The organism is Streptosporangium vulgare, assembly GCF_042428775.1.
GTDB classification, from domain to species: Bacteria; Actinomycetota; Actinomycetes; order Streptosporangiales; family Streptosporangiaceae; genus Streptosporangium; species Streptosporangium vulgare.
In genome coordinates this window covers 314,973-336,924 of record NZ_JBHMBS010000001.1, presented here as the reverse complement: position 1 = coordinate 336,924, position 21,952 = coordinate 314,973, and the positions used below count along the sequence as shown (strand labels likewise).

General features: G+C 71.2%; 21 protein-coding genes and 1 pseudogene. 10 read left to right on the top strand and 12 right to left on the bottom strand.

What is annotated here, in order from left to right; translation table 11 throughout:
* Nucleotides 1-32 precede the first annotated feature (32 nt).
* From ACFFRH_RS01475 to ACFFRH_RS01465, 3 genes are all read left to right on the top strand, one after another.
* Nucleotides 33-1,169, top strand: coding sequence for a cysteine desulfurase family protein (locus tag ACFFRH_RS01475; RefSeq protein WP_344746166.1), 1,137 nt, complete (start codon nt 33-35; stop codon nt 1,167-1,169).
* Between the two features lie 25 nt (nt 1,170-1,194).
* A complete protein-coding gene (locus tag ACFFRH_RS01470) occupies nt 1,195-1,464 on the top strand; it encodes a sulfurtransferase TusA family protein (protein WP_344746167.1) in 270 nt (89 codons plus the stop codon).
* 61 nt (nt 1,465-1,525) lie between these two features.
* Nucleotides 1,526-1,948 carry a CBS domain-containing protein gene (locus ACFFRH_RS01465; protein ID WP_344746168.1) on the top strand — a complete coding sequence of 141 codons (423 nt, stop codon included), beginning with the start codon at nt 1,526-1,528 and terminating at the stop codon, nt 1,946-1,948.
* 408 nt (nt 1,949-2,356) lie between these two features.
* Here the strand turns inward: ACFFRH_RS01465 and ACFFRH_RS01460 are convergent, their stop codons facing one another.
* The gene (locus ACFFRH_RS01460; protein WP_344746169.1) at nt 2,357-3,343 is read right to left on the bottom strand and encodes a carbohydrate kinase family protein; all 987 of its coding nucleotides are present in this window, start codon (nt 3,341-3,343) and stop codon (nt 2,357-2,359) included.
* A gap of 254 nt (nt 3,344-3,597) precedes the next feature.
* Entirely contained in the window at nt 3,598-3,951 is a 354-nt protein-coding gene (locus ACFFRH_RS01455; protein WP_030910261.1) for a HesB/IscA family protein, read from the bottom strand.
* A gap of 211 nt (nt 3,952-4,162) precedes the next feature.
* On the opposite strand from ACFFRH_RS01455, the gene nadA reads away from it, so the two are divergent.
* Nucleotides 4,163-5,317 carry a quinolinate synthase NadA gene (gene nadA, locus ACFFRH_RS01450; protein ID WP_344746170.1) on the top strand — a complete coding sequence of 385 codons (1,155 nt, stop codon included), beginning with the start codon at nt 4,163-4,165 and terminating at the stop codon, nt 5,315-5,317.
* A gap of 256 nt (nt 5,318-5,573) precedes the next feature.
* Here the strand turns inward: nadA and ACFFRH_RS01445 are convergent, their stop codons facing one another.
* The gene (locus tag ACFFRH_RS01445; protein ID WP_344746171.1) at nt 5,574-6,299 is read right to left on the bottom strand and encodes an SIMPL domain-containing protein; all 726 of its coding nucleotides are present in this window, start codon (nt 6,297-6,299) and stop codon (nt 5,574-5,576) included.
* 277 nt (nt 6,300-6,576) lie between these two features.
* Here ACFFRH_RS01445 and ACFFRH_RS01440 point away from each other — a divergent pair.
* Nucleotides 6,577-7,035, top strand: a pseudogene (locus ACFFRH_RS01440) (FAD-binding protein); the annotation flags it as partial.
* 28 nt (nt 7,036-7,063) lie between these two features.
* On the top strand, nt 7,064-7,333 hold the full coding sequence (locus tag ACFFRH_RS01435) for a hypothetical protein (protein ID WP_344746187.1): 270 nt from the start codon (nt 7,064-7,066) through the stop codon (nt 7,331-7,333).
* 28 nt (nt 7,334-7,361) lie between these two features.
* On the opposite strand, the gene ACFFRH_RS01430 is transcribed toward ACFFRH_RS01435, so the two are convergent.
* The 6 genes from ACFFRH_RS01430 to ACFFRH_RS01405 form a co-directional block, all read right to left on the bottom strand.
* Entirely contained in the window at nt 7,362-8,114 is a 753-nt protein-coding gene (locus tag ACFFRH_RS01430; RefSeq protein ID WP_344746172.1) for a maleylpyruvate isomerase family mycothiol-dependent enzyme, read from the bottom strand.
* A gap of 1 nt (nt 8,115) precedes the next feature.
* On the bottom strand, nt 8,116-10,716 hold the full coding sequence (locus tag ACFFRH_RS01425; RefSeq protein ID WP_344746173.1) for a serine/threonine protein kinase: 2,601 nt from the start codon (nt 10,714-10,716) through the stop codon (nt 8,116-8,118).
* A gap of 237 nt (nt 10,717-10,953) precedes the next feature.
* Nucleotides 10,954-11,544 carry a PspA-associated protein PspAB gene (pspAB, locus tag ACFFRH_RS01420; RefSeq protein WP_344746175.1) on the bottom strand — a complete coding sequence of 197 codons (591 nt, stop codon included), beginning with the start codon at nt 11,542-11,544 and terminating at the stop codon, nt 10,954-10,956.
* A 212-nt stretch (nt 11,545-11,756) separates the two neighbouring features.
* On the bottom strand, nt 11,757-12,662 hold the full coding sequence (htpX, locus tag ACFFRH_RS01415) for a zinc metalloprotease HtpX (RefSeq protein ID WP_344746176.1): 906 nt from the start codon (nt 12,660-12,662) through the stop codon (nt 11,757-11,759).
* A 9-nt stretch (nt 12,663-12,671) separates the two neighbouring features.
* On the bottom strand, nt 12,672-12,950 hold the full coding sequence (pspAA, locus tag ACFFRH_RS01410; protein WP_344746177.1) for a PspA-associated protein PspAA: 279 nt from the start codon (nt 12,948-12,950) through the stop codon (nt 12,672-12,674).
* Nucleotides 12,947-13,780: a PspA/IM30 family protein gene (locus ACFFRH_RS01405; RefSeq protein WP_344746178.1), complete on the bottom strand. Its 834-nt coding sequence runs from the start codon at nt 13,778-13,780 to the stop codon at nt 12,947-12,949. Before ACFFRH_RS01405 ends, pspAA begins: the two co-directional genes overlap by 4 nt.
* Before the next feature lie 147 nt (nt 13,781-13,927).
* On the opposite strand from ACFFRH_RS01405, the gene ACFFRH_RS01400 reads away from it, so the two are divergent.
* Complete coding sequence (locus tag ACFFRH_RS01400) at nt 13,928-14,536, top strand: DUF3043 domain-containing protein (protein WP_344746179.1); 609 nt, start codon at nt 13,928-13,930, stop codon at nt 14,534-14,536.
* A 290-nt stretch (nt 14,537-14,826) separates the two neighbouring features.
* On the opposite strand, the gene ACFFRH_RS01395 is transcribed toward ACFFRH_RS01400, so the two are convergent.
* A complete protein-coding gene (locus ACFFRH_RS01395) occupies nt 14,827-16,176 on the bottom strand; it encodes an SMI1/KNR4 family protein (RefSeq protein WP_386153417.1) in 1,350 nt (449 codons plus the stop codon).
* Between the two features lie 55 nt (nt 16,177-16,231).
* Here ACFFRH_RS01395 and ACFFRH_RS01390 point away from each other — a divergent pair, with 55 nt between their 5' ends.
* Nucleotides 16,232-17,233 carry an aldo/keto reductase family protein gene (locus ACFFRH_RS01390; protein ID WP_344746181.1) on the top strand — a complete coding sequence of 334 codons (1,002 nt, stop codon included), beginning with the start codon at nt 16,232-16,234 and terminating at the stop codon, nt 17,231-17,233.
* 236 nt (nt 17,234-17,469) lie between these two features.
* Here the strand turns inward: ACFFRH_RS01390 and ACFFRH_RS01385 are convergent, their stop codons facing one another.
* Nucleotides 17,470-17,676: a hypothetical protein gene (locus ACFFRH_RS01385; protein WP_350970781.1), complete on the bottom strand. Its 207-nt coding sequence runs from the start codon at nt 17,674-17,676 to the stop codon at nt 17,470-17,472.
* 248 nt (nt 17,677-17,924) lie between these two features.
* Between ACFFRH_RS01385 and ACFFRH_RS01380 the strand changes: the two genes are divergently transcribed.
* Entirely contained in the window at nt 17,925-19,301 is a 1,377-nt protein-coding gene (locus ACFFRH_RS01380) for a bifunctional adenosylcobinamide kinase/adenosylcobinamide-phosphate guanylyltransferase (protein WP_386153413.1), read from the top strand.
* A gap of 313 nt (nt 19,302-19,614) precedes the next feature.
* Nucleotides 19,615-20,583: an adenosylcobinamide-GDP ribazoletransferase gene (locus tag ACFFRH_RS01375; RefSeq protein WP_386153410.1), complete on the top strand. Its 969-nt coding sequence runs from the start codon at nt 19,615-19,617 to the stop codon at nt 20,581-20,583.
* A 149-nt stretch (nt 20,584-20,732) separates the two neighbouring features.
* On the opposite strand, the gene ACFFRH_RS01370 is transcribed toward ACFFRH_RS01375, so the two are convergent.
* Nucleotides 20,733-21,656, bottom strand: coding sequence for a CPBP family intramembrane glutamic endopeptidase (locus tag ACFFRH_RS01370; RefSeq protein WP_386153407.1), 924 nt, complete (start codon nt 21,654-21,656; stop codon nt 20,733-20,735).
* Between the last annotated feature and the right edge of the window lie 296 nt (nt 21,657-21,952).

Sequence of the window (21,952 nt, the reverse complement as noted above, 5' to 3'; positions counted from 1 at the left end):
GCCCGCACCGCGCGTGGTGCGACGATTGAGGCGTGGCGTACTTCGACGCGGCCTCCACGGAGCCGCTGCACCCCCAGGCGCGCGAGGCTCTCATCGCGGCCCTCGACGTCGGCTGGGCCGACCCCGCGAGACTGTACGGCTCCGCCCGCCGGGCAAGGATGTTACTGGAACAGGCGAGGACCGAGGTGGCAGAGGCCCTGGGCGTACGGGCCGACGAGGTCTCGTTCACCTCCTCCGGAACCCAGGCGGTGCACCTGGGCGTGCTCGGCACCCTGCGCGGCCGTCACCGGGCCGGCCGCCGCCTGGTCACCTCGGCCGTGGAGCACTCCTGCGTGCTGCACGCGGCGGGCGTCCACGAGCGCGACGGCGGCTCGGTCGAGACGGTCGGCGTCGGGATCACCGGCGCGGTCGATCCGGAGGTCTTCGGCGAGGCGGTCCGCGCCGAGGGCACGGCCCTGGCCTGCCTGCAGAGCGCCAACCACGAGGTCGGCACGCTCCAGCCGGTCGCCGAGGTGGCGGCGGCGTGCGCCGAGGCGGGGGTGCCGCTGCTGGTGGACGCGGCCCAGACGGCGGGCAGGATGCCACTGCCTCCCGGCTGGTCGGTGCTGGCCGCCAGCGCGCACAAGTGGGGCGGCCCGGCGGGGGTCGGCGTGCTGGTGGTCCGCAAGGGCACCCGGTGGCGCACCCCGCTGCCCGAGGACGACCGCGAGCGCCGCAGGGTCCCCGGATTCGAGAACGTGCCGGAGATCGTCGCGGCGGCCGCCGCGTTGCGGGCCACGGTGGCCGAGTCGGTCGTGGAGTCGGCCAGGCTCTCGGCGCTCGTGGACCGCGTCAGGACCGAGGTGCCCCGGCTGGTCCCGGACGTCGAGGTGATCGGCGATCCGGTCGCACGGGCACCGCACATTGTCACCTTTTCGTGTCTTTACCTGGAAGGTGAGGCGTTGCTGACGGAACTCGACAAGGCCGGGTTCTCGGTATCGTCCGGCAGTTCCTGTACGGCGAGTACGCTTCGTCCGTCGCATGTTCTGGAGGCGATGGGCGTGCTCACGCACGGGAACGTCCGCGTTTCGCTCCCCCGGGGCACCTCGGCGACGGATGTGGACCGTTTTCTCGCCTTCCTGCCGGACGCGGTGCGGAGGATGCGCGAGGAGGCGGGGGTCAAGCTTTGATCAACACTCGGGGAGTGAAGACGCGATGACGTCCGGCCAGGCCACTCCGGCGGGAGCGGCACAGCCTCCCGCCCTGACCATCGACGCGCTGGGCAAGAAGTGCCCGATCCCGATCATCATGCTGGCGGCGCAGATCAACGACGTGCCGCGCAACGGGATCGTCTCGGTCCTCGCCGACGACCCGGCCGCCTTCACCGACATCCCCGCCTGGTGCCGGTTGAAGTCGCACCACCACGTGGGCAGCTACGAGCTCCCGGAGCGGGGCTGGGCCATCCACGTACGCCGCAATTACTGACATGTCCTGAAACTGGGTATGACCTCCCCCGAAAACACGCCAAACGGTTCGGGGGGACGGCATGAGCGGTGAGACGGCCAGAGATCTGATGCACACCGGGGTCCGGTGCGTCGAGGCACACGAGACACTCGACCGGGCCTCGCAGATGATGCGGGACATGAACGTGGGCGCGCTGCCCATCTGCGGCAGCGACGACCGGCTGAAGGGGATCATCACCGACCGCGACATCGTGGTCAAGTGCGTGGCCCAGGGGCTGGACCCCTCCAAGATGACCGCAGGAGACCTCGCGACCGGCCTGGTCTGGGTGCCCTCGGACGCGAGCATCGAGGACGCGCTGGCCAAGATGGAGCAGAACCAGATCCGGCGGCTGCCGGTGATCGAGGACGGCCGCATCGTCGGCATGATCAGCGAGGCCGACCTGGCCAGGAAGCTGCCCGACGACAAGCTGGCCGAGTTCGTGCACCGCGTCTACGCGAGCGGCTGACACCCGGCCCGCGCGGGCACCCGCACAGCGGCGGTACCGGCCGGATCACCGCCGGGCGACGGCCCGGTGGTGATCCGGTACCGGCCCGGTGGTGATCCAGGGGTGGTCCGGGGGTGGTCCGGCGGCGATCCGGGGGGGCTCCGATCCGCGGTTCGGGAGCGGTGTCCCGGAGGGGCGCCAGGGCCTGGCGGCTCAGGAGAGAGGCGTCCAGGCCGTGGCGGCCGAGGGGAAAGGCGCCCTGGCCGTGATCGCTCAGGCGCGGCGGCTCGGGCGTGACCGCTCAAGCACGGCGGCTCGGGCATGACCGCTTCGGGCGTGACCGCTCAAGCACGGCGGCTCGGGCGTGATCACTCAGGCGCGGTGACTCACGTGCGGTGGCTCACGCGTGACGGCTCAGGCGCGATGGGCTCAGGCGTGGTGGCACTTCACGAAGGGGGCCACCTCCGCGGCGGCGTCGGCGCCGTAGGCGTCGGCGAGGCGCTCCAGGAAGACCTTCTGGCCGAGCTCGTACTCCTGACCGCCGACCTGCTCCAGGACGTGGGTGGCGGTGAGGTTGCCGACCTGGCCGCAGCGCTCCAGGGACAGGCCCCAGGCCAGGGCGGACAGGAAGCCGGAGCGGAAGGCGTCGCCCACGCCGGTGGGGTCGGCCTTGCCGAGCTCGGGCGCCGGGGGGACGTGCAGGGACGGCTCGCCCTTGCGGTCGATGACGACGCCCTTGGGACCGAGCGTGGTGACGCGGACGCCGACCCGGTCGAGGATCTCCTCGTCGCTCCAGCCGGTCTTCTGCTCGATCATGCCCTTCTCGTAGTCGTTGCCGAACAGATAGGCGGCGCCGTCGACCAGCTCGCGGATCTGCTCCCCGGGCATGCGGGCGAGCTGCTGGGAGGGGTCGGCCGCGAAGGGGATGGCGCGCTGGCGGGCCTCGGCGGTGTGCCTGAGCATCGCCTCGGGGTCGTTGGGGCTGATCAGCACCAGGTCGAGGCCGCCGACCCGGCGGGCGACCGGGTCGAGCTCGATCAGACGGGCCTCGGCCATCGCGCCGGTGTAGAACGACGCGATCTGGTTGTGGTCGTCGTCGGTCGTACACAGGAAGCGGGCGGTGTGGTGCGTCTCGGAGACGTGGATGGAGTCGCAGTCGACACCATGGCGCTCCAGCCAGGAGCGGTAGTCGGCGAAGTCGGCGCCGACCGCGCCGACCAGCAGGGGCCGCAGCCCGAGGCAGCCCATTCCGAACGCGATGTTGGCCGCGCAGCCGCCGCGGCGGACCTGTAGGTCGTCCACGAGGAACGACAGGGAAACCCGGTCGAGCTGACCGGCGATGAGCTGGTCGCTGAAGCGGCCGGGGAAGGTCATCAGTTGATCGGTCGCGATTGAGCCGGTGACGGCGATGCGCACGGGGTTCTTCTCCTCGTTGTCTGCATCTTCGGAACGTGGGCGATTGAGCCACGCGGGAAGTTGAGCCACGCAAGAATACGCGACCTTTCTCGCGGCCCGCTCGTACTCCGTTCGCTACCCCGATCGGGCACGCGAAAGCCCCGCGGGGTGACCAATGTCACCCCGCGGGGCCGGGCGCTCTCGCCGGTTCGTCTCGCCGGGCGAGATCCGCCCGGTCGAACCCGCCTGGTCGCCCACCCAGCCGAACGGGTCGCCTAGTTGAACGAGTCGCCGCAGGCGCACGAGCCGGTGGCGTTGGGGTTGTCGATCGTGAAGCCCTGCTTCTCGATGGTGTCGACGAAGTCGACGGTGGCGCCCACGAGGTAGGGGGCACTCATCCGGTCGGTGACCACGCTCACGCCGTCGAAGTCGGAGACGACGTCGCCGTCCATCGAACGGTCGTCGAAGAAGAGCTGGTAACGCAGGCCGGAGCAGCCGCCGGGCTGCACGGCCACGCGCAGCTGGAGACCTTCCTCGCCCTGCTGCTCCAGCAGGCTCTTGACCTTCGCCGCGGCCGCGGAACTGAGGATCAGGCCCTGCGCCGTGGTCTCGCTGCTCTCAACCGACATGTTGGTGACTCCCGCGTCTGCGTCAGCCGCTCCCCGGGAACGGCTGTCTGTTTATGACGTCCTTCTCAGACGCTACCAACACCCGCCCCCCCGTACACATTCCTGAGACGACAGATACCTCCGTCCTCGGACAAAACCCCCTCCCCCGGAATAAAGCCCCAATCCTGTGTGTCATCATTAGTCGTCACTTCGACGATAAGGGGGTGTGGCCATGACGACCACCGAGACCGGGCTTCCGCTCTTCGTCCTCGGCAGAGGTGTCGACCCGCACAGCGAGCGCGGCGTCGACTGTCCCGGCGAGCTGCCGTCCGCTTCGGACCCGGCGCTCGTGGAGCGTGCCCGGAGGGCCAAGGCGGCGCTCGGCGACCGGGTTTTCGTGCTGGGCCACCACTACCAGCGCGACGAGGTCATCCAGTTCGCCGACGTGACCGGCGACTCGTTCAAGCTCGCGAAGGAGGCCGCGGCCCGCCCCGACGCCGAGTACATCGTCTTCTGCGGCGTGCACTTCATGGCCGAATCCGCCGACATCCTCACGTCGAGCTCCCAGAAGGTCGTGCTGCCCGACCTCGCGGCCGGGTGCTCGATGGCCGACATGGCCACCTTCGACCAGGTCGAGGAGTGCTGGGAGGCCCTGGAGGACGCGGGGATCGCCGGGGTCACCGTCCCCGTCACCTACATGAACTCCAGCGCCGACATCAAGGCGTTCTGCGGGCGCAACGGCGGTGCCGTGTGCACCTCCTCCAACGCCAGGCGCGCCCTGGAGTGGGCCTTCTCACGCGGCGAGAAGGTGCTCTTCCTCCCCGACCAGCACCTGGGCCGCAACACCGCGGTGCTGGAGATGGGCCTGTCGCTGGACGACTGCGTCGTCTACAACCCGCACCGGCCCAACGGCGGCCTCACCACCGAGCAGCTCGAGAACGCCAAGATGATCCTCTGGAAGGGCCACTGCTCGGTGCACGGCCGGTTCAGCCCCGAGTGCGTGGACGACGTCCGCGCCCGCATCCCCGGCGTCAACGTGCTGGTCCACCCCGAGTGCAGGCACGAGGTCGTCACCAAGGCCGACCACGTCGGCTCGACCGAGTACATCATCAAGAAGCTCGAGGAGGCTCCGGCCGGGTCCTCCTGGGCGGTGGGCACCGAACTGAACCTGGTCAAGCGGCTCGGCGCCATGTTCCCCGACAAGAACGTGACGTTCCTGGACCGGACGGTCTGCTACTGCTCGACGATGAACCGGATCGACCTCCCGCACCTGGTGTGGGCACTGGAGTCGCTCGCCTCCGGCCAGGTCGTCAACCAGATCACCGTGGACGACGACACCGCCCACTGGGCCGGGGTCGCCCTGGACCGGATGCTGGCCCTGCCCTGACCTCGGAGTAAAAGGCCGACCCGATCTCGGAGCGAAAGTTCGGCCCGATCTCGGAGTGAAGCCGTGATCCGGGCGGGGTCCCGCGGTCCTCTGGCCTGGCTCCCGGCCGGCCCGGCCCACGGCCGGAACCGGTGTCCCACGACTCCCCCTGACCTCAGCGTGGACGGGCCCCGGCGGGTGGTGACCCGCCGGGGCCCGTCGCGTGCCGGGGACCTGTCGCGTACCCGGGGTCGGGGGAGCACCGCGTGAGCGGGGCCTATTCGAGCTCGTAGACCACCCTGACGCTGACCGACACGTCCCGGCGGCCGGGGCTGATCGACGCCCTGTCGACGCCCGCGGCGAAGCCGAGGATCGGCGTCGGCGGGGTGACGTTCTGCTCGTTTATCTCCATGACGCGGCCGAGCCCGCGTCCCGCGAGCCTGGCGTACTGCGTGGCGCGGGTCTGGGCGTCCCTGAAGGCGATGTCGCGCGCCAGCCTGAGCGGCACGCGGTTGTCGGACACCTCGAAGGAGATGCCGTTCAGCCTGATCGCCTCGCCGACGGCGGCCGCCGCCTCCACCACGTCGTCCGCGTTGTCGATGTCACGCACTACGGCCACGACGCCCTGCGTGGCCCGATAGCCGGAGATCGTGGGATATTCCTTGTACTCGGGGCCGAGGGTCAACTCGTCGGTCCGCAGGTCCCTCGGCGCGACCCCGGCCGCGATCAGGGCCCGCGTCAGGGCGTCGGCGGCGGTACGGGCGTCGCTGAACGCCGCCCCGGCGGTGGGCCGATGCACCTCGACGCCGGTGTCCAGCCGCATGATGTCGGGGGTGGTGGACACGGTGCCCTCGCCCACGATCGTGATACGCGGGCGGCTCCCCTCCGCGATCGCCGCGGAGGGCTCGGAGTCCGCGAGCGCGGTGCCGCCGGACAGACCGGCGAAGAACAGCCCCGTGGAGACGAGCACGGCCGAGGTGACCGCCTGAGACATCTTGATCATAAAGTCATGGCACCACGGGACGCCGGTCGCGGCGGCGAGCGCTGCGCGGGCCCTGCCGTGTCTTGGCCGAATCCCGAGAAGGTGTTTTGCCGCCGACCGGGCCGGATTCCGCCCGGATCACGGCGATCGGCCACGAGTGAACGCGAGCCGGGCCCGGCGAGTAGATGGGGTCAAATCCCGGCGGGCCAGGACAGGCAGGGCCGAAGAAGGGCCGGGGCCGGTTTGGGGCGCGCTGGGCGGTCGCTTTTCGCACCGGGACGCACCAGTTCTGTCCGATATGCGGACTATGCCGGCGGGCACGCCTGCTTCCTCCGGGGTCATCCGGGCACGGCGTGGGCGCAGGAACTCCCTGAGCATCGTGTTGCGCCTCATCGGCACCTCCTCACGCCGGCGAATGGGGTACCGGCGTGCCCAGGGTGCGGGCGCTCCGAGGAGGAACCCGTCCCTTCCGCTCCCGGCCGCCCTTGAGGGCGGGCTCGTCGTCCCCGGAGACCGGCGGTACCCGCTGCTGCGCTCCACATACACGACCGTGGCCGACCCCGCCGGCGTGCTGGTTCCCGAGAACACCTCGGAGGTGGTCGCCGCGCCGGGGTTCGCTCGCGAGCAGGGCCTGCCGCTGTCCGTGCGAAGCGGTGGGCACGGCCTGTCCGGGCGTTCCTCCAACGACGGCGGAGTGGTCATCGACCTGTCCGCGCTGAACCGCGCCGAGGTGCTCGACCGGACGGCGCGGCTCGTCCGGGTCCAGGGCCGAAGCGCCGCGCGAGTTGTCCACCCTCGTCAACCTGCTGCCGGACGACCGCTCTCCGGTCGCGTCCGTCACCGCCGTGGTCGCCGACGGGAGCGAGCGACGGCTGCGGAGGGCGGTCGAGCCGCTGCTCCGCGTCGGCGCCACGCTTGGCCAGCATGCGGAGATCATCCCGTACTCATCTCTGATGTCGACGGCGCACCTGCACGCCAACGTCGGCCACCCCCGGCGATCCCGTGCCGTCCCTGGAGAAACCCCACGGCCGACCCGACCAGCCACAACAGGCTGACCTGACAAAGCACCACCAGGTCGTGGCCCTAGATCTGGGTGAGCCCTCGCCACCAGCCGAACAGCCCGCCGTCGCCCTCGATGGCGTAGTCGTCGGGGCTGCGCCTCCCCCACACGACCTGGAGCAGGTCTGCCGACGTGGCGGCGCGCACGGTCACGGTGCCCGGCTGCAGGGAACGCCGGTGGTGGAAGCGGTCGGGGTCGAGGGTGATCACCCACCCGGCCCCGGTGTCGGCCTGCAGGGAGATCGTCTCGCCCCCGCCCCTGATCTCGGCCACGTCCGGGTTCCACTTCACGTACGGCAGGACGTCGAGGAACTCCTCGACCCCGTCGGCCGCCACGCGCTCGTCGATCACCACGGGGACGCCCAGCGCGAGCTCGGCGTCCACCCGGTGCACCAGGGTCTCGTGGAGCATCCGCCTCGACCAGAACCGCACCCGCTTCTCCCCGGCCCAGGACCACATCGACGCCTCCGGGTCCTGCGACAGCAGCGCCTCGGGCAGGAAGGCGGCGCCCTCGGCGAGCCAGGCGGCGTAGCCGCCCGGGTCGGTGGGCAGGCCCATGTCCATGCCGTCGCGGTCGTAGCGCCGCTCGGCCAGGTCGCGCACCATGGCGGCCACCCACCGGTGCACGCCTCCGGTGTGGGTGACGAGCCTCGCCAGATCCCAGCCGGGGCAGGTCCGTACGGCAACGGACATGTCACGCCCCTTCAGGACGTCGGCCATCCGGGCGATCTCCGTGGCGACGGCCGCGGCGTGCTCGGCGTGGGTCCACTCCCTCATGTCAACCCTCTCGCGTGAAGCGCATGAACTGCTTCTCGTACTCCTTGGCGTCGGTGCTGGTGGCCAGCAACCGCTGCACCTTCCCCTCGAAGTCGAACACCACCGCCTCGTAGCCGGAGCCCTTGCGCCGCCAGCCCGCGATGTGCTCGTCGTCGTACCAGCCGATGAGCCGCTCCGTCTCGAACGGGATCCGGACCTTCGCCGGGCCGTCGGAGCCGGTGGACCAGACGCAGATCTCCTTCTTGCTGTCCTTGCAGTACGTCAGCAGGGACGAGCCGGACGGGGAGATGTCGTCGCCCTCGACCGTGATCGGGGTGCCCACGTCCAGCAGGGTCTGCAGCACGGTGCCCTGCGTGTCGTAGAAGCGGATGCGCTGGGTCTTGCCGGTGAGCGCCCAGGTGCCGACGGCCCTGCCGTCGCCCCGCCAGAAATAGCTCCACTTGCCCGCGTCCTTCTCCTTCACGCGGACGACCTTCGCCTTCTTCGTGGCGACGTCGATGATCGCGAAGCCGTACTCCTTGCTGATGTCACCGACCGCCTCGTAGAGGGTGACCAGGCCGCGCGTGCCGTCCGGCGACCACTGCGGAAGCGTCGGGTAGATCGGCGCCTTGGTGATCCTGATCCTACTCGCCGCGCCGGATCGATGATCGATGATCGACACAATCGCGTAGCTCTGCGCGTCGTACATCCGGTCGGTGCCCAGCGCCTTGGTGCCGTCGGCGTTGACCGTGTACTGGAAGTACTTGCCGTTCTTGACGAACCGCTCGGTGCCCTGCGCGCGGACGTAGAGGGTCTTGTCCCAGTCGAGGCTGTAGGAGCTCAGCTTGATCGGGTCCTGGTCGCTCTCGTGGAGCGTGAGCGAGCTGCCGGGCAGCTTGATCGTGCTGTCGGCCTCCGGCACCGTCGGCGCGGTGGGAGTGGGGGTGCCCGCGGCCCTCGTGGTGTCCGCCCGGGTGGTCCCCGGCGTCTCGGTGCCGGTGCCGCGCAGCGCCAGCACGACGCCCCCGGCCACGAGTGCGGTGACCAGCACCCCTCCCACGATCGCCGGCCACGCCCGGCGCCGGCTCCGGGCGGGGGGCGCCTGTCCCGGGTACGCCGGCGCCACGGGGTTCCGGTACGGGGTGCTCTCGGAGGAGGGATAGGTCGCGGGACCGCCGTAGGGCTGAGGTCCTTGGTGTCCCGGGTGTCCCGGATATCCCGGCTGCGGGTGCCCGGGGCCCTGCGGGGGGTAGCCGCCCGCGTAGCCCTCGGAACCGGCGTACCCGCCGGAAAAGGGCCGTGTCTGGGGCGCTCCCTGCTGCGGGGAACCGTGGGGCCCGGCCTGCTGGACGTGGCCGCGAGGGTCCTGCCACTGGGCGTGCTCGGGGTTCTGGGCATGGCCGCGGGGGTCCGACTGCTGGGGGTGCGGGGCGTAGCCGTGCGGGTCCGGCTGCTGCGGGTACTGGGCGTGACCACGCGGATCCGACTGCTGCGGATGCGGGACATGGCCGTGCGGGTCCGACTGCTGGGGGTGCCGGACGTAACCGGCGGGGCCGCCCTGCGGGCCCTGGGCCGGGTATCCCCCTCCCGGCCCGCCCTGCTGGGCGAACGGCTGCGGCCCGGAATGCTGCCGGTGGTCCCGCTGGACGTGGTCGTCGCCGCCCGGACGCCGCTGCCCGTACACGGTGTGCCCCGGGTCGTTCCCGCCCGGGCCGGTCTGCTGCGCCGCGGCGGCCGAGCCCTCGGCGAGGATGCCGCGCGGCGCGGTGGGCAGCGCGGCACCGGTCGCGCCGCCCGTGCCACCCGGGCCGCCCGCGTGGCCGAGCAGCCGCAGCAGCGCCTCGCCCGCCGCGGGCCGCTGGGCGGCGTCCTTGGACAGGCACTGCCCGACCAGGTCGCGCAGCGCCGGATCGGTGATCGCCCCCAGGTCCGGCTCCATGTTCATGATCCGGTTGAAGATCGCCGGAAGGCTGTCCGTACCGAACGGCGGCTGCCCGGTCGCCGCGAACACCATCGTGCAGCCCCACGCGAACATGTCGGCGGGCGACCCCGCGTTCTCCCCGGCCAGTTGCTCGGGGGTCATGTACGAAGGGGTGCCGATCGCCATCGCGGTCAGCGTGGAGGTCCGGTCGAGCGCCTTGGCGATGCCGAAGTCGATCACCCGGGGGCCGTCGGGGGCCAGCAGCACGTTGGAAGGCTTGAAATCGCGGTGCACGATCCCCGCCTGGTGGATCGCGACGAGCGCGGTGACCGTGCCGATCGCCAGGCGGTGCAGGGCCGCGCCCTCGCGCGGGCCCTCGCCGGTCACGACCGCGTCGAGCGTCGGGCCGTCGATGTACTCGCTCACGATGTACGGGCGATGCTGGTCGACCCCGGTGTCGATCACCGCGGCGGTGCAGAAGGGCGCGACGCGCTGGGTCGTGCTGACCTCGCGGACGAAGCGTTCCATCGCCTCCTCGTCCTGCGTGAGATCCGCGCGGAGCAGCTTGACCGCGACGCGTGCCCCCGTCGGGGAAACACCCAGGTAGACCGTTCCCTGGCCTCCCTCGCCGAGCCTGGCGGTGAGCCGGTACTCCCGCACGTGCTCGGGGTCCCCGGGCCGCAGGGACGCGAGGTCCGCCATGGTCACACCCTTCTCCCGTGATTCCCGTGATGATTTTCCGGTCCCATTGTGGGGGCAAAGGGTCACAGGACGTACATCAAACCGCAAGCCGGACGGCCACGATGGCGCGTTCCAGACGACCTCGCGAATCGCGCGGAAAGGCCTTGCGGGAAGGGCTTCGCGGGGGATCACTCAGAGGCCGGGCGCACTCCAGGCGGGGATCACTCAGAGGCCGGGCACGCCCCACACGGGGGCCGCTCAGAGGCCGGGCGCACCCCAGAGGGGGAACCAGCGGCCGAGATCCGGCTCGATCTCCAGCTCGCCGCCGATCGCGCCGCGTACCTGCAACTCCAGCGCGTTGTCCCTGCGCTGCGCCTGCCCTCCCCCTGGCCCGGCGGGCAGCGGGGCGAACGGGTAGAAGGTGCCCTGCTTGTAGAGGTACACCAGGGCGAGCCCACGGCCGTCGGGGGCGGCGAAGGAGACCAGCGAGCACAGCAGGGAGGGGCCGAAACCCGCCGCCTCGAGGGAGGAGTTGACCGCGTGCAGGTCCGTCACCAGGTCGCCGAGTGTGTCGGGGGAACGGCGCACCAGCAGCCACGTGTAGCCGAAGGAGTCCTTCGACACCTCCACCGGGGGGCCGCCTCCGGCGTCCAGCAGCTGGGTGACGTCACGCTCCAGCTCGGCGAACGCCCCGCCCTCGGCCGAGCGGAAGCAGACCGCCCCCACTCCCGTCGGCGCCAGATCGGTGGCGGCCTGCAGGGTCACCGCGGCCGAGGGCAGCGCGAACAGCGCGTCCAGGTCGGCCTTGGCCGGTTCGCCGCGCCCCATCAACGCGTCCCACCAGCGCATCGGATCACTCCCCCTCCGAACCTCGGCCCGCTCCCCCTCCGGGCCTCTTCCCCTTTCCCGGCTTTCCCACTGCCCCCACCTACCGGGCTTTCCCGGCTTTTCCCACTTCCTCGGCTTCCCCGGCTTTCGCGGCCCGGTGCCCCGTCCGCGGGTCCGGAACCGCAGGGCGAGCCGTCTCCGCACGTCCCCCGGCGACCCGGTCCGCTCGCCCGTCAGCCGCCCTGCCCGAGCTGGGCGGAGATCTTGCTGAGCTGTTCCAGGCGCCGCTCCAGCGGCGGGTGGGTCGCGAAGAGAGCGGACAGGCCCGCCCGGCCGGACAGGGCCGGCGCGAAGAAGAAGGCGTTGAACGGCTCGGCCTCGCGCAGGTCCTTCGTCGGGATGCGGGCCATCTCACCGCTGATCTTGACGAGGGCGCTGGCCAGGGCGGAGGGACGCTGGGTGAGCAGCGCTCCCGCGCGGTCGGCGGCCAGCTCGCGGTAGCGCGACAGGGCACGGGTGAGCAGGAAGCTGACCGCGTACACCAGGACCGAGACGAGCAGGATGATCACACCGATCGGCAGGCCGCCCCTGTCGTCGCGCCCGCGCCCGCCCAGGCCGCTGTAGAGCGCGACCCTGGTCATCAGCCCGGCGACGATGCCGAGGAAGGACGCGATCGTCATGACCGCGACGTCACGGTGGGCCACGTGGGACATCTCGTGGGCCAGCACGCCCTCCAGTTCGCCGCCGTCGACGCGGCGCAGCAACCCCGTGGTCACGCAGACCACGGAGTTCTTCTGGTTACGGCCGGTGGCGAACGCGTTCGGGACGTCCGAGTCGGCGATCGCCACCCGCGGCTTGGGCATGTCGGCCAGCGCGCACAACCTGTCGATCATGCCGTGTAACTCCGGGGCCTCCTGCGGGGAGACGACACGCCCGTGCATCGCGAACAGCGCGATGCGATCGGACATGAAGTACTGCACGAGCAGGATGCCACCGGCGATGAGCAGCACCACGACGGCTCGGACGCCCAACGCGATCAACACGGCCACGAAGACCACGTAGAGCAGTCCGAGCAGGAACATGGTGACCACCATGCGCCTGGTCAAGCCCCGGTCCGGGGCGAACCGGGTTTGTGCCATATGCCCAAGCTAGCCGGGAATCAGCCCCTCGTTGCCGAGCATCTCCCGCACTTCGTCCATGGATGCGTCGGCCGGAGGCAAAATCAGCTCCGAGGACTCCAGGCTGTCGTCGGGCAGCGCCTTGCCGACGTGGCGGACCTTGTCGAGCAGGGCGTGCAGCCGCACCCGGAAGGCCTCCTCCTCGCCGGCCTCGATGGCGGCCTCCAGCTCGGCGTCCAGCGTGTTCAGCACGTCGAGGTCGGCGGGGGCGATGTCGATCTGCCCCTCTCCCATGATGCGGACGATCACAGGCCCTCCCCCGGCTGGCGCAGCTGCTGCGTCTGGTTGGACTGCGGCTGCTCGTGATGCGGCTGCTGGGGCTGGGGCTGCTGGTGGGGCTGGGCCGGGCCGGGCGTGATCGCGCCCTGCGGCGCGGGGCCCTGGCCGAGCTCGGCCTTCATCCGAGCGATCTCCAGCTCCACGTCGTGCCCGCCGCCCATGCGGTCGAGCTCGGCCTGGATGTCGTCGCCGCGCTGCCCGCTGAAGTCGTCGAGCGCGCCGCTGGCCAGCAGCTCGTCGATGGCACCCGCGCGGGCCTGCATGGAGGCCGTCTTGTCCTCGGCGCGCTGGATCGCCAGGCCGACGTCGCCCATCTCCTCGGAGATGCCGGAGAAGGCCTCGTTGATCCGCGTCTGCGCCTCGGCGGCGGTGTAGGTCGCCTTGATCGTCTCCTTGCGCGTACGGAAGGAGTCGACCTTGGCCTGCAGCCGGTGGGAGGCCGTGGTGAGCTTCTCCTCCTCGGCCTGCAGGTTGTCGTGCTGCACGCGCAGGTCCGCGATCTGGGTCTGCAGGCTGCCTCGGCGGGTCAGCGCCTCGCGAGCCAGGTCCTCGCGGCCGACTCCGAGCGCCTTGCGGCCCTGCTCCTCAAGCTTGCGCGACTGCGCCTCGATCTGGTTGATCTGAAGCTCCACGCGCTTGCGCGAGGTGGCGACGTCCGCCACGCCTCTGCGCACCTTCTGCAACAACTCCAGCTGGCGCTGATACGAGTAGTCCAGGGTCTCGCGAGGATCTTCCATCTTGTCCAACGCGTTGTTCGCCTTGGACCTGAAGATCAGCGAAAGTCTCTTCATCACGCTCATGCGCGTCGGCCGTCCCCTTCTTCAAGTGCGCTTCGGGTCACCCCAAGTGAGTCCAGCCCCCCGAAAAGCACCAGAGCCACGATAGGGTTCACCCTACGCATAACGCGCGGGGGCGTCACTAAGTTGCAGTCCCGGTAGGCTGGCGTTGTGTTCCGACGTACCCAGACCACCGCGGACGACTCCCCCGCCTCCGCTAACGATCCTAAGCCTGCGGGCAAGGGGCGTCCCACACCCAAGCGACGGGACGCCGAAGGCCGTCGCCGGCAGCCGGTGAACGCCCCCCAGAACCGCAAAGAGGCCTACAAGAACCTCCGCGAACGCCAGGCCAGCGAGCGCGTCAAGGCGCGCGAGGGCATGCTGCGTGGCGACGAGCGTTACTTCCCCGCGCGAGACAAGGGGCCGGCCAGGAAGTTCGCCCGCGACTGGGTCGACTCCCGTCGTCTCGCCAGCCAGTACTTCCTGCCGTTCTCCCTCCTCATCCTGCTGCTCACCTGGATCCCCTTCCCGGCGGACGTCCGCGGTTACGTCTACGTCGCGGTGATCACGGTCGGCTGGCCGCTCATGATGGTCGGCGTGCTGCTCACCTCGATCTGGGTGTCCTGGAAGGTGAAGAAGCTGACCGCCGAGAAGTTCCCCAACGAGAACCTCAAGGGCGTCGGCTTCTACGCCGCCATGCGCGCGCTGCAGATCCGCAAGCTGCGCTTCCCGCCGCCCGCGGTGCTGCCCGGCGGCAGGCCGGTCCCGCCGAAGAACTGACGGCGGAGCCCGCCGCGGAGACCGCGCCGTCCGCGAGGCATCGCGGCCCGACACGTTCCCGGACCCCGTCCCCTCCACGAGGGGGCGGGGTTCTTCGTTCGTCGCGCCCCCACCGGCTCCGGGCCCCCACCGGCTCCGCGGCCGCACCCGCTCCGCGTCCCACTGGCTCGGCCCGCACCGGCTCCGCGTCCGCCGCGCGCCCCGGCCTCACCCCGAAGTCGCCCTCGGACGACCTCACTCCTGAACCGAATGAACCGAATGAACCGGACGAGCGTCATCCCGGACGACGGTTACTCCGGGACGACCTTCCAGTACAGCTCGCCGCCGTCGACCACCGGTTTCCAGGAACCGATGGACCCGCCGGTCTCCAGGGCGTGCGCCGTCGCCCGCAGCAGGCGGTAGTACGAACCGATCGGAACGCCGCCGGGCAGGAAATCCATCACGCCCTCGTGATCGGTGTCGCCCACGTCGCGCACCACGGAGTCGATCACCAGGTGGTCGCCGCTCCCGTCCGAACCGAACGGGATCATCCGCCCGTCCCACCACTCCGTCCGCGCGTCGTCGTCCGTGCCATCTCTCTCGACCTCTCCGTCCATCCCGCACAGCCGCCGCCAGGTGTCGCGGATCTCGCGGACCCCGTGGTTCCGGTTGCCGAGGAACCCGAACGGCCCGGTGCCGGCCACGACGGAGGCCCCGTCGTGGCGCAGCAGGGAGGCGCGCAGGTCGTCGGGGAAGCGCAGGCCCATCTGCGCCTCGGCGACGGCGATCGTACGGGCCCTGGCGGGCCTGCCCAGCGTGCGGAGGCTCGCGGGGGCGTTGGCCCTCAGCCACCTCTCGACGCGGCGCCACTGGTGGTTCACCGCCCGGGTCACCTTCGGGTCGATCGCCCGCACCCGCGGGGTCCGCGGCCGCGGCCGGCAGTCGGCGTCGGGCACCGCCGCGGGAGTCTCGGCGGTCACCTCAGGGACCGGGATCTCCTCCGGCTGGACGGGATCCGCCGGCTGGGGATAGCGCCCCATGTCGGAATACACCCCTTCGAGGTGACGGAACTCATCCGTGCCCACACATCGGACGACCTGGTACGTCCCTTCCCCATCTGCCCAGTAACGCAACCCTGGCTCCAGCGAGACGTCCGATTCCGGCTCACACCACTCGTCCGCGCTCCGGGAATCGGTCGCCTCGACGGTCTCCACCCCGTTCGAGAAGACCGCGCTCTCCAGGGCCTGCGTGCCGAAGGCGAGCAGGCACAGCCCGATCCCGATGGCGCCCCAGCGGACCAGGCGGCCCCGGGTGGCCTCGTCCAGCGGCTCTCCCGGCGTCCGCGGGCCCCGCTCGAACATCCGCTCGACGGCGGTCCTGACTGCGGAGGGGGGCCTGGCGGCGTACCGCCTGAGATCTTCGTCCGTGGGGGTGCCGAGGATGGGCGCGGGGGGCCATCGCGGCGCGCGCCCGGCCTCGGAGGCCGGTGCCCCGGCCGGAGTGGCGAGCCCGGACCTCTCGGCCGGTGAGGCGGCCCGGCGCTCCTCCGCCCGGCGCTCCTCCCCCCGGCGCCACAGGCGGGTGACCGCCACGACACCCACCACCAGCGCCGCCGCGGCGAGCGCGAGCCGTACCTGCCGAGAAGTGATCAACCGCAACACGCCCGGCAGGCTATCCCGAATCGCCATGAAATATGGCGCCTACTAACCTCGGACCATGGAATTCCGCCACCTTGGCCGCAGCGGTCTCATGGTCAGCGAGATCAGCTACGGCAACTGGATCACACACGGTTCCCAGGTAGAGGAGGATGCCGCCAGGCAATGCGTGCAAGCGGCGCTCGACGAGGGGATCACCACCTTCGACACCGCCGACGTGTACGCGGGTACCAAGGCGGAGGAGGTTCTCGGCCGCGCTCTCGCGGGGGTCCGCCGCGAGTCCCTGGAGATCTTCACCAAGGTCTACTGGCCGACCGGACCGGGCCCCAACGACCGAGGGCTGTCGCGCAAGCACATCACCGAGGCGCTGCACGGCTCGCTGCGCCGCCTGCAGACCGACTACGTCGACCTGTACCAGGCGCACCGCTTCGACAACGAGACGCCGCTCGAGGAGACCCTCAAGACCTTCGACGATCTCGTACGCCAGGGCAAGGTCCTCTACGTCGGCGTCAGCGAGTGGACCGCCGAGCAGATCGGCCGGGCATTGAAGATCGCCGACGAGATGGGCTTCGACCGCCTGGTCTCCAACCAGCCCCAGTACTCCATGCTGTGGCGGGTCATCGAGGCGGAGGTCGTGCCGCTGAGCGAGAAGGAGGGCGTCGGCCAGGTCGTCTTCTCTCCCATCGCCCAGGGCGTGCTCAGCGGCAAGTACCGGCCGGGACAGCCGCCGCCCGTCGGCTCCCGGGCCACCGACGAGGCCGGGGGGAAGAACGTCATCTCCCGGATGCTCACCGACGACGTGCTCAGCCGGGTCCAGAAGCTGGAGCCGGTCGCCGCCGACCTCGGCCTGTCCATGGCCCAGCTCGCGGTGGCCTGGGTGCTGCAGAACCCCAACGTGGCCTCCGCCATCGTCGGGGCCAGCAGGCCCGAGCAGGTCCGCGACAACGTCAAGGCCTCCGGGGTGAAGCTGGGGTCCGAGGTGCTGCAGAAGATCGACGACATCCTCGGCCCGATCGTCGAACGCGACCCCGCCAAGACCGTGAGCCCCGAGCGGCGTCCGTAGCGCGGTGACCGGTCACAGTGGTCACGATGGTCGCTGTGGTCGCTGTGAACGCCGGACGCCCTGCGGATCCCCGGCCCGGCGGTGACCGGTCAGGTGGCCGGTCACGGTGAACGCCGGTGGCGCTGACCTGGCTTCCCGCGTTCGTGCGCGGAACGGGAAAGAACCCCTCGGCTCCTCATCTTCAGCGAGGGTCCGAGGGGTTCTCCGTTCGTCCGGTCATCCGGATTCACTCCGGTTCACTCCGGGCGCAGTGACATGCCCTCGTACTCGACGCGCTCGCCCTCGAGCAGGGTGACCTTCTCGACTCCGGAATCCAGCAGCTCACGCCAGCTTTCACCGAGCCACGACTCGGCGTCCGCCTGGCTCGGGAACGTGTCGGACGGCGAAACACCCTCGACCACCTCGCCACCATTCGCGTTTTCGTAACGCCAGCGCCACGTCATGCCATAGCCCCTTCTCGCGGATCCTGCCGGTGCCCCTCGGCGGCTCAGCGAACACTACCTCTCCCGGGGACTCCCGGGCATGAAGGCGAGATCATGACCTCGTGCTCCGCCGCCGGGACGTTCCCGGCACTTCCGGCACCCCCGGCACCCCCGGCACCCCCGGCACACCGCGGGAGTCGTCGGCTTCCGCCCGCAGACGGAGGCACGCGGCCTCCCGGCCGGCTCCTCGGCCCGGCAGGAGAGCGGGCATGAAGATCTTGATCTCCGGCACGGCGAGCGCGGGCGGATGGCCCGCCCCGGACTGCGGGTGCGCCTCCTGCGCCCGTGCCACACCGGGTCGCCGTCCCGTCTCCGTGCTGCTCGACGTCCAGGTGGCACTCGACGGCTCCCTGATACCTGACGGCTCGGCCATACCTGACGGCTCGGCGCCGCTCGACGGCCCCGGCGACCCAGCGCCGATCGACGGCTCGACGGTCTCTGACGGATCGACGACCCCTGGCGATTCGGTGACGCCCGGGGGCTCGACGCCCCTCGGCGGCCCGGTGGTGACGGTGGGGCCGGCGCGGCTGCCGCTGGCCGGTCCGCTTCCGCCCGGCTACCACGCCTCGGTCGGCCCGGACGGCCTCACCGTCATCACCCCCGGCGGCCGGCGCGTCCTGTACGCCGCTCCTTCCCCGCCTGTCTCTACCCCTCCCGTTTCTCCCTCGTACGGGAAGCCTCCGCACGGGGAACCTCCGCGCGGCGAGTCCCCTCGCGATGAACCACCGCGTGGTGAGTCACCGCGCAATGAGCGAGACGTACGGGAGAAGAACGCCGGTGGTGGTGCGGGAGAGGCGTTGGACCTGGTGCTGCTGGACGTGCTCGACCGGCCTGAACGGCTTGGGGACCTGCGTCGGCGGGGCCTGGTCGGCGAACGGACACACGTGGTGGCCGTCGGCGTCGACCACCGGGTGCCCACGGAGACGGAACTGATCCGGCGGGCCGCGCTGTGGGGGGTTCGCGTCGTACCGGACGGCACGGTCGTCGACATCGGCGAGCCTCCACCCGTTCCGGTTTCCCCGCCCAGGAGGACCCTGCTGCTCGGGGGGAGCCGGTCGGGCAAGTCCGCGGAGGCCGAACTGCGACTGGCGGCGGAGCCCGAGGTCCTCTACGTCGCGACAGGCCCGTCCGGCGAGGGCGACCCCGAGTGGCTGCGCCGGGTCCGGGCGCACCGCGACCGCAGGCCCGCCCACTGGAAGACCGCCGAGACCACCGGCCTGGCCGAGTTGCTGCGGTCGGCCGACACTCCGCTGCTGATCGACGGGCTCGGTACCTGGGTGGCCGCCGTCTTCGACGAGTGCGACGCCTGGCCGGGCGGCGACGGCTCCACTCGCGAGGACGGCGAAGACAGCAGGGACGGCAGGGATGCGGTCGCGGCCCGGTGTGACGACCTGGTGGCCGCCTGGAGGCAGACCCGGGTCCGGGTCGTGGCGGTCTCCGACGAGGTCGGGCTCGGCGTGGTGCCCGGCACCGCCAGCGGCCGGATGTTCCGGGACACTCTCGGCCGGCTGAACCAGCGTCTCGCCCTGGAGTCCGAGGATGTCACCCTCGTCGTCGCCGGTCGTCTCCTCCCCCTCCCCGTCTGACCCTTACCGATCCCCCTCCCGACCCGCCCCCGACCGGCCCCCTCCACATCTGCTCCCTCCCGGCCTGACCTCTCCTCATCTGCTCCCTCCCGTGGTCTCCTCCCCTCTGACCTCTCCCATCTCCGTCCCCTCCCGTAGCCGCCCCCTCCTGCCTGACCTTCCTGGTGCTGTGACCGCCCCCCACCGGGCTTCCGGCACGACCCCGGCCGAGGTCGTCCCCGAGCCGGAACGCCACCGAATCCGACGCACATACGCGGTCCGACGAACGTGCGAGGTCACGACGCCGGGAGGCCGACGGCTACGATCATCGGTCATGTCCGAACCCTCCCCCCCGGCCAAGGACGGCCCGTCCACGTTCGCCGACGGGGTGCGTCTCGCGATCGGCACGCTGAGCGTGTTCCCGGTCCGGCCCGGGGCGATCGACCGCCGTGCGGGAGGGATCGCGATGGCGGTGGCTCCGCTGGTGGGGGCGGTGATCGGGGCCGTCGGCGGGCTGGTGCTGGCGATCTCCCTGTGGCTGGGGATGACATCGCTTCCGGCGTCGGTGCTGGCCGTGGCGGTCGTGGCGCTGCTCACCCGGGGACTGCACCTGGACGGGCTGGCCGACCTCGCCGACGGGCTGGGCAGCGGGAAACCCGCCGAGCGGGCGCTGGAGATCATGAAGCGGTCGGACATCGGCCCCTTCGGCGTGGTGACACTGATCTTCGTCCTGCTGATCCAGGTGACGGCCCTGCGGGAGGCCGTCACCTGTGCCGGTGCGGGCACGGGCACCATCACCCTGGTCGCGGCCTGCGCGGCCGGACGGCTCGCCCTCACCTGGGCCTGCCGCACGGGCATTCCCCCGGCGCGCCCCGACGGGCTCGGCGCGATGGTCGCGGGCACCGTACGGCGGAGCGTCGCGGTGGCCGTGACCGTGCTGGTGCTCGCGGGAACGGCGGCGCTGGTCTACCTCCACGACATCGGCGCCCTTGACCTCTGGTCTTCCGGCTCCCCGTCCGAGTCCTCCGGCTGGGGCTACATGGCGTACGTGGACGTGACCCATTCCGAAGTCGGCGACCTCCTCGGGACGGGCTCCACCGGTGCGGGTCTCATATCGGGCCTGGGTCCGCTCCTCACCCCCTTGGGTCTCCCCCTGGCCATGCTCGTGGGGCTGCTGGCGGCCTGGGCCGTACGGCGCAGGGCCGTGCGACGGCTCGGCGGCGTCACCGGTGACGTACTCGGCGCCCTCGTCGAGATCACCACCGCGACGACTCTGCTGACCTGCACGATCCTCGTGAACTGACCCCCTCCCGGCCCTGGCCCCGGAAGGCCCGAGGAACCGGAGATGCCCAGGGAACCGGAGAGACTCGGGGAACCGGAGAGGCCCGGGGAACCTTCCCTGCCCGGGGAACCTTCCCTGCCCGGGAGCTCACCCGGCCCTCACCCGGGATCTCACGCGACGGCGGCCGGGACCGGCCGCTCGACCGGCCGGTATTTGAACAGCAGCGCGGAGACCACGGCCAGCAGCGCCGAACCGACCAGGCCGGTGATCCCCGCGACGGCGAACACCGGCGGGTCGGCCGCGTCACCGACGAGCAGCATCAGGCCCGCCGAGGAGTTCAGTGATCCGTGCCCGACGACCGCGGGCCAGACGCTTCCCGAATAGAGGCGGAGCCAGCCGAGCAGGGCTCCGAAGGCCACACAGAAGACGATGAACATCGGCGCCGCCCACGCCCCGAGCTCGGGGTAGTTGTATCCGCGCAGGGTGAGCGGGAAGTGCCAGAGCCCCCAGATCACCCCGGACACCAGGAGTGCCCGCCAGGTGCCGAGCGGCGTCAGACGCGGCAGCAGCCAGCCTCGCCACCCCCACTCCTCACCGAAGGCCGCGACCGAGTTGATCAGTGGGGCGACCAGGACTATCGCCACGACCTGCGCGGCCACCAGGAGGCCGACCCCCATCGGGGGCGTACCGCCCGGGGTGGCCGCCGCCAGGCTCTCGCGGAACAGGCTGAACTCTCGCAGGTCGAGGGAGAGCAGGCCGAGGGCGGCGCTGAGCGCGATCGCGGCGACGACCAGCGCGGGGATGCCGAACCAGGCCAGCGCGACCAGCGCGAACACCCGGCCCCGGCTCCCACCCGCCGACAGGCCCGTCCGCACGGCCCACTCGCGCCCGGTGGAGGGATCCCCGAGTCGCCTGTCGTACAGCCGGACGGCGAGGACTCCGAGCGTCGGGGTGAACATCATCGCCACCCCGACCAACGTGAACACGAACGTGCCGGTCGGCTCGTCCGACAGCCAGATGGGAAGGGCGAACAGCCAGGACAGGCCGAACGCGACGAGCAGGAACAGCCACAGATCAGGGAACCGGCGAAGCATGACACCACCTTCGGGAGCGTGGACACGGGAGGAATGAACGGACGCGAGAGGAACGAGAGGCAACGGAGATGGCTACGGGAGAGCCGTGACACCGCGAGGGGAAAGGACGTGTGGAAGAAGAAGGAGGCGGACGGGCAGGCAGGCGGACGGGAGCGAGGTCGCGGGCGGAGGCCGGCGGACAGGGCTCAGGAGACGGAAGTCAGCGGACAACACTCGGGGGACGGAGAACAGGGGACAGAAGTCGGCAGACGGGGCAGGGGACGGAGAACAGGGTCAGGGGACGGAGAACAGGGGAC